This window comes from Thermocrinis sp. (genome assembly GCF_036781485.1).
Classification (GTDB): Bacteria; Aquificota; Aquificia; order Aquificales; family Aquificaceae; genus Thermocrinis.
Genome location: NZ_DAIQAX010000012.1, coordinates 1 through 9,168, shown reverse-complemented (window position 1 = coordinate 9,168; position 9,168 = coordinate 1). Strand labels below are relative to the sequence as shown.

10 protein-coding genes and 1 pseudogene are annotated in these 9,168 nt (G+C 41.9%); 3 read left to right on the top strand and 8 right to left on the bottom strand.

Annotation, left to right across the window (positions count from 1 at the left end; genetic code table 11):
* Window positions 1-271: 271 nt before the first annotated feature.
* Together V7P40_RS06730 and gcvPB are read left to right on the top strand one after the other, a co-directional pair.
* Window positions 272-643 carry a hypothetical protein gene (locus V7P40_RS06730; RefSeq protein ID WP_333785208.1) on the top strand — a complete coding sequence of 124 codons (372 nt, stop codon included), beginning with the start codon at window positions 272-274 and terminating at the stop codon, window positions 641-643.
* Window positions 634-2,064, top strand: a complete 1,431-nt coding sequence (gene gcvPB, locus V7P40_RS06725; protein WP_333785207.1) for an aminomethyl-transferring glycine dehydrogenase subunit GcvPB — start codon at window positions 634-636, stop codon at window positions 2,062-2,064. The genes V7P40_RS06730 and gcvPB overlap by 10 nt, the downstream gene beginning before the upstream one ends.
* On the opposite strand, the gene dnaN is transcribed toward gcvPB, so the two are convergent.
* The 8 genes from dnaN to V7P40_RS06685 are packed head-to-tail and all read right to left on the bottom strand — an operon-like array spanning window position 2,045 to window position 8,626.
* Entirely contained in the window at window positions 2,045-3,130 is a 1,086-nt protein-coding gene (dnaN, locus tag V7P40_RS06720; protein WP_333785206.1) for a DNA polymerase III subunit beta, read from the bottom strand. The genes gcvPB and dnaN overlap by 20 nt on opposite strands.
* 40 nt (window positions 3,131-3,170) lie before the next feature.
* Entirely contained in the window at window positions 3,171-3,731 is a 561-nt protein-coding gene (gene ilvN / locus V7P40_RS06715) for an acetolactate synthase small subunit (RefSeq protein WP_333785205.1), read from the bottom strand.
* Window positions 3,728-4,498 (bottom strand): 5'/3'-nucleotidase SurE, encoded by a 771-nt coding sequence (surE, locus tag V7P40_RS06710; protein WP_333785204.1) that lies wholly within the window; start codon window positions 4,496-4,498, stop codon window positions 3,728-3,730. The genes ilvN and surE overlap by 4 nt, the downstream gene beginning before the upstream one ends.
* On the bottom strand, window positions 4,476-5,753 hold the full coding sequence (locus V7P40_RS06705) for a cbb3-type cytochrome c oxidase subunit I (RefSeq protein WP_333785203.1): 1,278 nt from the start codon (window positions 5,751-5,753) through the stop codon (window positions 4,476-4,478). Before V7P40_RS06705 ends, surE begins: the two co-directional genes overlap by 23 nt.
* 2 nt (window positions 5,754-5,755) lie before the next feature.
* Window positions 5,756-6,646 carry a heme o synthase gene (cyoE, locus tag V7P40_RS06700; RefSeq protein ID WP_333785202.1) on the bottom strand — a complete coding sequence of 297 codons (891 nt, stop codon included), beginning with the start codon at window positions 6,644-6,646 and terminating at the stop codon, window positions 5,756-5,758.
* On the bottom strand, window positions 6,637-7,494 hold the full coding sequence (locus V7P40_RS06695; RefSeq protein ID WP_333785201.1) for a COX15/CtaA family protein: 858 nt from the start codon (window positions 7,492-7,494) through the stop codon (window positions 6,637-6,639). Before V7P40_RS06695 ends, cyoE begins: the two co-directional genes overlap by 10 nt.
* 11 nt (window positions 7,495-7,505) lie before the next feature.
* Entirely contained in the window at window positions 7,506-7,853 is a 348-nt protein-coding gene (locus V7P40_RS06690; RefSeq protein ID WP_333785200.1) for a 6-carboxytetrahydropterin synthase, read from the bottom strand.
* Between the two features lie 2 nt (window positions 7,854-7,855).
* Window positions 7,856-8,626: a Gfo/Idh/MocA family oxidoreductase gene (locus V7P40_RS06685; protein ID WP_333785199.1), complete on the bottom strand. Its 771-nt coding sequence runs from the start codon at window positions 8,624-8,626 to the stop codon at window positions 7,856-7,858.
* Window positions 8,627-8,720: 94 nt separating this feature from the next.
* Between V7P40_RS06685 and V7P40_RS06680 the strand changes: the two are divergent.
* A pseudogene (locus tag V7P40_RS06680) lies at window positions 8,721-9,168 on the top strand (hypothetical protein); the annotation flags it as partial.

Sequence of the window (9,168 nt, the reverse complement as noted above, 5' to 3'; positions counted from 1 at the left end):
AAAACTCCCTCAATCCCACAAAGCTCTTGAAGTCTTTGAAGTTTCTCCTTTATAAGCCTGTTCATCCTTCTTGAAAGCTCTGGTGAGCGAAAGTCTAACTTCTCAACTACAAGCTCAGCAGGACTATATAGCCTTATTACTCTGTTTAGCCCTCTGTTTATCTCACTCTTCAGAAATACCCTTAGTTTTTCTACTATACAATGTCAATATTTGGGTATAAAATCAGTGATCAGTTGCAAGAATTAACCATTTTCGATTTAAAATTGAAAACATGAAAAGAATAGGATTTATAGCTATTTTGTTTTCCTTCTCCTGCGGGGTAGTTAGAACAGGAGAGGAAGGTTTGCAGAGGTATACCTTGAAAACTACAGTAATAGAGGACGTAGAACACTGCGAAAGTCTCATAAAAAGGGATGCTCTGCGTCCTCAGGTATGTGGCAAATGTAAGATTAACTTTGATCCTCAAAGAAAGCGTTTGATAGTTGCAGAAACTGACGAATGCGTCCCTTACGATTCTTACGGCTGTACTACGTCTTTTGGAGAGACATTCTTAATAAACACCCTATCCTGCAAGCCTCTATCTGATAGACCACCAAAGGTTCAAGAACAACCTACCACAGAACAAAAACTAAAATGGGTTTGATCTTTGAGCTTTCAGAGGATAACAAAAAAGGTTATAGATTAACCAATCTGGATGTGCAAGAGGTAGATGTCTCCCAATACTTGGGCGAATACTATAGGAAAGAGCTAAACTTTCCGCAGGTTTCAGAGCTTGAGGTAGTTAGGCATTACACTAAGTTATCTCAGAAAAACTACGCCATAGACACCACTATGGTTCCCCTAGGTTCCTGCACTATGAAGTATAACCCAAAGATAAACGAGGAGTTGGCAAATAAAGAGGAATTCCTAAATCTACACCCCTTCTTACCTGAGGACTACGCGCAGGGAACGCTAAGAGTTATGTTTGAGCTCAAAGAGCTTTTAAAAGAATTAGGAGGGTTTGCGGATGTTAGCCTTCAGCCTGCCGCAGGAGCTCACGGAGAGTTCTTAGGATTGCTGATGATTGCAGCCTATCACAGGGACAGAGGGAATACACACAAAACCAAGATACTCGTTCCAGACTCTGCCCACGGCACAAACCCAGCCTCTGCCAGTATATGTGGGTTTGAGGTAATAACAGTAAGAAGTGGTAAGGATGGACAACTAGATTGGGAAGACTTTATGAAAAAGCTTGATGAAAAGGTGGCTGGGCTTATGATTACAAATCCGAACACACTTGGTATTTTTGAGAACAAAATAAAAGATATAGCTCAGGTTTTACACGAAAGGGATGCGTTGCTTTACATGGATGGAGCAAACTTTAACGCCATAGTAGGTATGGCAAAACCAGGTAAGTGGGGAGTGGATGTAATGCATTTCAATCTTCACAAAACCTTTTCCACACCCCATGGGGGCGGTGGTCCAGGAAGCGGTCCCGTGGGTGTGTCAGAAAGGCTAAGGCCATACATACCCGTGCCTCAGGTTGAGTTTGACGGAAAGAAGTATTATCTAAATTGGGACATTCCCAAAAGTGTAGGCAAACTCTTAAGCTTTTATGGACACGTGGGAGTAATCATCAGAGCCCTGGCTTACATATTAACCTACGGCAAGGAAATAGACAAAGTTGCCAAATATGCAGTTTTAAACGCAAGATACCTACACCACCTGTTAAAGGACGTTCTCCATGACCCCTATCCAAATTCACCCAAAATGCACGAAGTGGTCTTCTCTGGCTTGCACCTACAAAAAGTAGGAATCAGTACCCTTGATTTGGCTAAAGCTTTACTTGATGAGGGTTTTTATGCTCCAACAATATATTTTCCCCTTGTTGTTAAAGAAGCTATTATGATAGAACCTACGGAAACGGAAAGCCCGCAAACGCTTGAGAACTTTGTAAAGGCTATAAGGTCTATACTACAAGAAAGGGCCGAAGCTACGAAGTCTAAACCCGAGAAAACACCCGTTGGAAGAATAAACGAAGCTCAAGCGAACAGAAGACCTGTCTTTAGAGCCTCATTGGCATAATCAAGCAAATATAGGGATCTTTATCGAAGTCATAACTTTCAAACACTACTGGACTTTCCGCATCAAAAGCTTTTATGTAGATCTTTTCAGAGTCAAAACTTTCCAAAGCTTCCAACAGGTACTTTCCGTTGAAACCTATCTCCATAGGCTCTCCACTGTAGTCTATATCCACTTCGTCTTTTCCTTCGCCAAATTCTGGCTCAGATATTTCCAAAATTAGTAAATCCTTCATAAAAGAGAGTTTTACAGGAAAGGCAGAGGCAGACGAAACAGCAGAAAGCCTTTTTAAAGAATCCTCTAACTCATCCCTATCCACTATTGCATTAACCCGAAAATCGGTAGGAATAACTGATAGATAATCTGGATATTCACCTTCCAAAAGCCTAACCGAAAGGATCCAGTTCTCCCCCTTCACGTGGGCAAAGTTTTCGTCCTTACCTACCTGAACGGACCCTATGACGTCTTTAAGTAATCTCTCCAAAACTTTTAAACTTTTGCGAGATAGTAAAAGCTCATCCTCAAATGCGACCTTTGGCATGAAGAGGGCAAGGCGGTGTCCATCAGAACCAACAAAATGAAGCTTGTTTTCATGATTGCGAACATACATTCCCTGCAGAGCATACCTTGTGTCCTCTTTTGATATGGCATATTCCACCTTGGATATAGCCTCAGACAGAAGAGAGCCAGGAATATGCTCTTTTACAACCGCCTGTGGAAATTCAGGAAATTCAGAAGGATCTGCACATACCAATTTAAATTGACTTCTTCCCCCTTTTACCGTTAGTTTATCCTCCACAAGCTCTACGTAGACTTCTGCGGAAGATAGACTTTTTACTACAGATGTTATTTTATTTGCGTTTACGGAAGTCTCACCTTTGACCTCCACCTTTGCGGGTAGGTGAAATACTAAAAAGTTCTCCAGGTCTGTGGCGTAAATATACAATCTATCTTCGTCCGCTACCAATTTGAAGTTATTAAGTACAGGAAGGGCAGATTTTTTTTCAGTAGCTAACTTCGCTTTTGATAGTGCGTCGCTAAACTCAACCCTATCTACGAAAATCTGCATGCTAATATTATAGCATTAATACACATTTGAGAGAGACTGATTACACTCCCTCCCTTTCCAGAGCTACTTTCCCTGTCCTAGCCATCTCCTTTATACCAAAAGGTTTTACAAGTTGCAAAAAAGCGTTTATCTTATCCTCATCTCCAGTTATTTCTACCGTGTAAGTGTCTGGTGATACATCCACTATTTTACCTCTAAAGATCTCAGTTAGCCTGAGCACTTCGTCCCTTGCCCTTGGCGTGGCGGTATGAATCTTTACAAGGGCTAATTCCCTCTCTACATGAGGGCTGTCTATTAGATCTTTTACCTTTATAGTGTCTATCAGTTTTCTGAGCTGTTTTACCACCTGTTCTATTACCACATCGTCCCCTATCACCTCAATAGTCATTAAAGATAGTCCCTTCTCATGGGTTTCTCCCACTGAAAGCCCTTCTATGTTGTAACCTTTCCCCGCTATGAGGGTGGCTATCCTTGCCAAAACTCCCAGTTCATTACGCACAAGGACAGATATTATGTGCTTTCTCGTTTCTCCCTTCTTCACTTCTCTAAACATAGGGGCCTTTATGGCTGATATTTCGTTCCTTCCTATGGTATCGCTCATTCTTTCACCTCTAAGGACAATTTTAAACCTTTTTCCAGCTTTTTTATAGCATCATAATTAGTCATATCTAACTGCAGTGGGGTTATAGACACATAACCATGATACACAGCCCAGTAATCTGTTTCCTCTTCCAGATGCCAACCAAACTCGGTGGCAGTTATCCAATAGAGAGGCTTCCTTGCGGGATCCAAGAGTTTTAATACTCTCTCTTTATAGGCTCTTCTCCCCTGTCTTGTAATCAAAAAGCCCTTTATTTGCTCCATTGGAAGGTCGGGGATGTTTACGTTCAAGTAAGTATTTTCCGGCATACCTTTTTCAAGGATCTTGGCAGTTATAAGCCTTGCCACCTTTGCGATTTCTTTAAAGTTCTTCACCTCTCCACCAAAGGCTGAAAAAGCAACGGAAGGTATGCCCAATATTCTTCCTTCCATAGCCCCAGAAACTGTGCCAGAGTAAGTAATGTCCTCTCCCAAGTTGGGACCATCGTTTATACCCGAGCACACCAAATCTGGCTTTTGTCCCTCCAGTATGACGTAATAGCCCAGGTGTATGCAATCCGCTGGAGTGCCACCAATAACTGTCCAAAAGTCCTGCTCTATCCTTCGCATCCTCAGAGGCATGCTAAAGGTCAAAGAGTGTCCCACACCACTTAGATTTCTATCTGGTGCCACTGTTATAACTCTTCCGAGTTTTTTTAGCTCATCCCTAAGGGCTTTTAAACCTTCAGAAAAGTATCCGTCGTCGTTAGTTAGCAGAAAGGTTGGCATGCTTCGCTTTTAATCCAGTCTTTAACATATAAATCACGAACATCACCCCACTTATAACCGCAAAGACAGTCCCCACCATCATAAGCACCAAAGAAAAGAGTACAAAGGGATCCTCCGTAAAACCAGTGCCGTAGGTTTTTCTTGGAGCGCCCTTAAAACCTGCAAAGTAAAGCCCTAAGACAAAGAGTATCATCCCAAAGCCGTACAAAAATAGCTGAGGTTTTGCAATCTTAGGAAGTTCCCTTATCCATCCGTATTCCTTAAAGAGGTAATAGGAGATTGCCATAAGGGTAAGGGTCAGACTTGTAACCGCTCCATGATAGTGGGCAGGAACTCTCAAATCCGCTTTCAAACCTGCATAAGCTATAACAATTCCTAAAAGGTAAAGTGAAACAGAAAGCCAAAAGGCTAAGGAATACGGAGAGGTGCTAAAAACAGGTTTTCTCAGAAGGTTAAAGATATGTAAAAATATGGGAATACCTAAGCCTATGGCATAAGACAGTTCGGTAAATATCTTTGCGTTTCTTGAAACAGGGTCTTCAAAGATAACTGGCACCAATACTAACAGGAAGCCAAAAAGTAAGAAGGACACGTTGGCAAATCTGAGAAGACCAAGCACGTGCCTTATGCCTAACAACTTAGAGAGAAAATACCAAGAGAAAAGGAGCATGGCACCATTCAAAAATTGGTGTATGTGTCCTGGTGCCCAGTAAAGTCTCTCATAGAAAAGATAAAGCTCACTGTGGCTTCCAGTCTTAAAGGCAGAGGTCAGAACAGCCAACATCATCAAAAAGGCTAAAATCACACTTGCGCTTAAACTATTTATCAGCGGATCCTTTGAAAAGATGTTTCTAAAAGCAGTTTTTAGCCTAATTATATTGGCAAGCCAAAGTCCGCAGAAAAAGGATAATGCTCCAAAAAAGAACACTGGATGGACTATGGTAGGAAGGTAGTTGTTGGAAACTGCAGTGCCCCAGCCAGAAAAAGAAGCTATGGCTATTCCCAAAAAACCAAAAAAGGCTAAGTAAAAGCTTACACTATCCTTTGCTGGAAAAAATTTATTCCACAAAAGCATGGTAAAAGCAAGCAGAAATACGACTATGGCAAGATCCACGTGCCCAACTAAAGCATGGTAGAAATATCCAGGAGGAAAAAGCTTGTAAATTCCAGGCGTGCGAGCTAAGGCCACCAGAAAGGCAAGGAGCCCACCCAAGCCTAAGGAAATTAAAGCTAAAAAGAAAAACCTTTTCTCCACTTTCACCTCCTTAGATCAAACACCATAACCGTAAAAAGCAAAGCAAGATAGATAACAGAGTAGAAGAAAAGAAAACCGCCGTTAGGTTTATTCGAGAATAGGAGCCTAAGAGTTAAGAGAAGGTATAAAAGGCTTAGTACAGAAGCTGAAATAAGGTAAATCTCCCCGGCCATTTGATAAAAGTATGGAAGGATGCTCATGGGCAAAAGGGCAGAGGTGTAAAGAAGGGTTTTTATTTTTGTGTGCTGTATGCCTTTTACCACAGGCAGTGTGGGAATGCCAGCCTTTTTGTAATCTTCCGCATACTTTATAGCCAAAACCCAAAAGTGTGGCGGTTGCCAGATAAACATGATCAGAAAGAGCACCAGCGGTTCAAATCCCAAGCTACCAGTTACGGCTGTGTATCCTATAACAGGCGGTAGTGCTCCTGAGACTCCCCCTATTTCCGTAGCTAAGGGACTTTTTCTCTTTAAAGTTAGAGTATAAACGGAGACATAAAAAAAAGAAGCAAGAGCCGTAAAAAAGGTCGCTATAGGATTGGTAAAAAAGAACATTATGAGAAAGGAAAGGGACAAAAGGATTACACCAAACCAAAAGGCATTGGAAGGTGATACACTTCCTAATGGAAGAGGTCTTGTCTTGGTGCGATCCATAAGCGTATCCAAGTCTCGGTCAAAATATTGATTGAGGACCGCAGAACCAGCAGAAGCCAAGCCTGTGCCAAGAAGAGTCCAAAATACTAAATTTGTGGGAGGGAAACCCCTCTGAGCTATGTACATCCCCGTAAGGGTAGTTATCAACACCAAAAGGACTATGCCGGGCTTTGTAAGCAGCAAGTAGTCTCTAACTGCACCACTTAACGTAGCCATTTTCACCAAAGCCTTTACCGCCATGCTTCTCTCAAAACAGGTTGTTGGATTCTAAGGTTTAGATGATAAGTTAGCCACGCAAAAAGGAAAAAACCAGAGGCTGTATCAAGGAAAACGAGGGGTAAAAAGAACCCTGTTAATACCATGGACACAGCAAACACAAATTGAACATTTATGAGAATAAAGGTGTATAAAGCTAATCTGCTTTTGCTGAAAATAAGATAGAGTAAAAAAGCTAACCAAGTTAGATAGGAAAGGTTTCTATGCACAAACTGAAGAGCTATCTGCCAGTTGGAAAGGTCAGGAATTAGGGCTCCTGCACACGTGGGCCATTCGTGGCCACAGGCTTCCCCAGAACCTGTGTATCTAACAAGCACGCCTGTTATCATAGTAGCGAGCGCAAAAAGGTAAGCCCAAATAGGAACGCCTTCTTTTACTGGATCTTGTGAGTGCATAAACCTATAGGTAAGAACAAGCGCCCCCAGTATTATCATAGATTCGTATATATGGATAGATTCCAAGAGCATGTGGCTTAAATACTTTAAGTTGGGAGCTTCTGAAGTTATCATCTTCATGCCAGTTAAGGCTGCACTTATGGTAAAAAGAAGAGCTATCGCGGAGGTTATCTTGGGAAGTCCTTGAAAGCGTTTCCATACGTATATGAAGGTTAGAAAAACAAAAAGGCCAGCCAAACTGCTTACTGTCCTGTGTCCCATCTCCAGCTTTGCGGAAGTTTCCTTTGGAAGGCTAAAGTCTCCATAGCACAGGGGCCAGTTTGGACATGCAAGACCCGAATCTGTACTCCTTACCACCCCCCCCCATATCATCACTAAGTAGGTAAATAGAATGGCGGAGCCTATAACAAGTCTCATAGCTATATAAATTATACTTCAAAGTATTCTGCACCACAGTTTTCTGTTTCCCAAACTACCACCTTTTCCACCGATGGGTATCTTTCTTTTACCTTTTGGTAGAGCCATCTTGCCACATTCTCCGCACTGGGGGAAAAGTCAAAAATGTCGTTTAAAAGCGTGTAGTCTGGTAAGACCTCCTTTAAAAAGTTTTCCACCTCCACAAAGTCCTTTCCCATGCCCCCCTCGTCTAAACTATCCACTCTTATATACACCTCCACGGTCCATGTATGACCGTGTAGAGGTTCAGGTTTGCCGTGGTAGTTTGTTAAAAAGTGCGCGGCGTTAAACTTTCTTTTAATCCTCAAAAGCCAAGGCATGCTTAGTATTTTATCCCTTCTAAAAGGATAATGTTCTTTAATGCTCTTTCCCTGCTTTTACCGTCAAATCTACCCGATAGAAAGGTTTTTAACATAGCACCCAGTTTATCCGTATTGCCTTTGTGTATTAGATTCCCATTCTCCCAAACTTCTTCCTTTGCAAAGTCAAGCAACAAAGAACCATCGTTTATTATCCACCTCCTGGCTGGGCTTGGATGCTCCCAAGCAACCCTTATAGTAAAATCAACGCCGTCAGCTTTCCCTTTTAACTCCCACACATCACCCACCTTTAAACTCTCAACTTCTATCTCCTTAAAAAATCTCTGAAGTAGATATAAGTCGTGCCAAGCAAGGTCCCAAAGGGGAGAAATATATCCCTTTCCTTTACCAAGTCTTTCAATACTCAGAGTTTTCACGTTCTTTGGAAAGTAGTTCAAACACGCTGAAAAGCTCTCTATCTCAGAGATGTAAAGGTTGGGATAATGGTATATTTGTATAAACTCTAAGTAGGTCAAAGCTGGGGGCTTCTCAAGAAGCACAGGAACCCCCTTATCTAAAAAATCTCTCGCGAGCTTAACATGGTCCTTAGGATCTACTGCTATTATTACCGCTCCTATGTCCTCCTGCACTTCATCCAAATGGCAATAAAAGGGGTAATCGTCTATTGCTTTGTTTGGATCTTTATCGCACAATACTGGTGCTTTCCCAAGTTCTTCCAGTTTTAGTAGATATTTCTTTCCCATGTTTCCCAGACCAATCACCAGAATATGCATGTCCGAGAAAGATTATATTAAAAAGCATGCAAACAATTCGAGGCTTTTCAAAAAAATCTTTCAGACAGTGCTAAGTACTATAATAAAACTTAAGATGTACGTAAGCTTGGAATTTAAACTCCAACTCAACAGTTCAGACAGAAAAAAGCTTTTTCAGCTAATGCGCAAACAATCGTCCGCCATATACATAGACTCTGCTATCTACAAAGCTAAGCAGTATCCAACGGATAAAAAAGTCATTCTTGGCGGTAAAGCCCTTTTTGAAAAGCTCTGCAGAAACCACCTTACGTGTGAAACAAGAGAAAAGCTAAAAAGAGAGCGGAAAGAGAAAAGACAGGGGACTTTGATAAACATAGGTTCAAAGGCAGTCAAAGGAAACAAGGTTTGGCAAGTTCTGAAGGTAGCCATCCTCTTCCCTGTTCTTGGAGAGGTTTTGCCAAGGGACCTTTCTCCTCTGAAGTCTTTATTGGTGGAAGGGGCGTGGGACAGGGTGAGGAGAAGGTTAGTTCCCTTAGAGGTTGGGGGGACGGCCCAATGTGGGA

Excerpts from the sequence above, each read along its gene's own strand:
- dnaN (WP_333785206.1), bottom strand. The coding sequence starts at position 3,130 with ATGCAGATTTTCGTAGATAGGGTTGAGTTTAGCGACGCACTATCAAAA.
- V7P40_RS06730 (WP_333785208.1), top strand. The coding sequence starts at position 272 with ATGAAAAGAATAGGATTTATAGCTATTTTGTTTTCCTTCTCCTGCGGG.
- V7P40_RS06690 (WP_333785200.1), bottom strand. The coding sequence starts at position 7,853 with ATGCCTTGGCTTTTGAGGATTAAAAGAAAGTTTAACGCCGCGCACTTT.
- V7P40_RS06685 (WP_333785199.1), bottom strand. The coding sequence starts at position 8,626 with ATGCATATTCTGGTGATTGGTCTGGGAAACATGGGAAAGAAATATCTA.
- surE (WP_333785204.1), bottom strand. The coding sequence starts at position 4,498 with ATGCCAACCTTTCTGCTAACTAACGACGACGGATACTTTTCTGAAGGT.
- cyoE (WP_333785202.1), bottom strand. The coding sequence starts at position 6,646 with ATGGCGGTAAAGGCTTTGGTGAAAATGGCTACGTTAAGTGGTGCAGTT.
- gcvPB (WP_333785207.1), top strand. The coding sequence starts at position 634 with ATGGGTTTGATCTTTGAGCTTTCAGAGGATAACAAAAAAGGTTATAGA.
- V7P40_RS06695 (WP_333785201.1), bottom strand. The coding sequence starts at position 7,494 with ATGAGACTTGTTATAGGCTCCGCCATTCTATTTACCTACTTAGTGATG.
- ilvN (WP_333785205.1), bottom strand. The coding sequence starts at position 3,731 with ATGAGCGATACCATAGGAAGGAACGAAATATCAGCCATAAAGGCCCCT.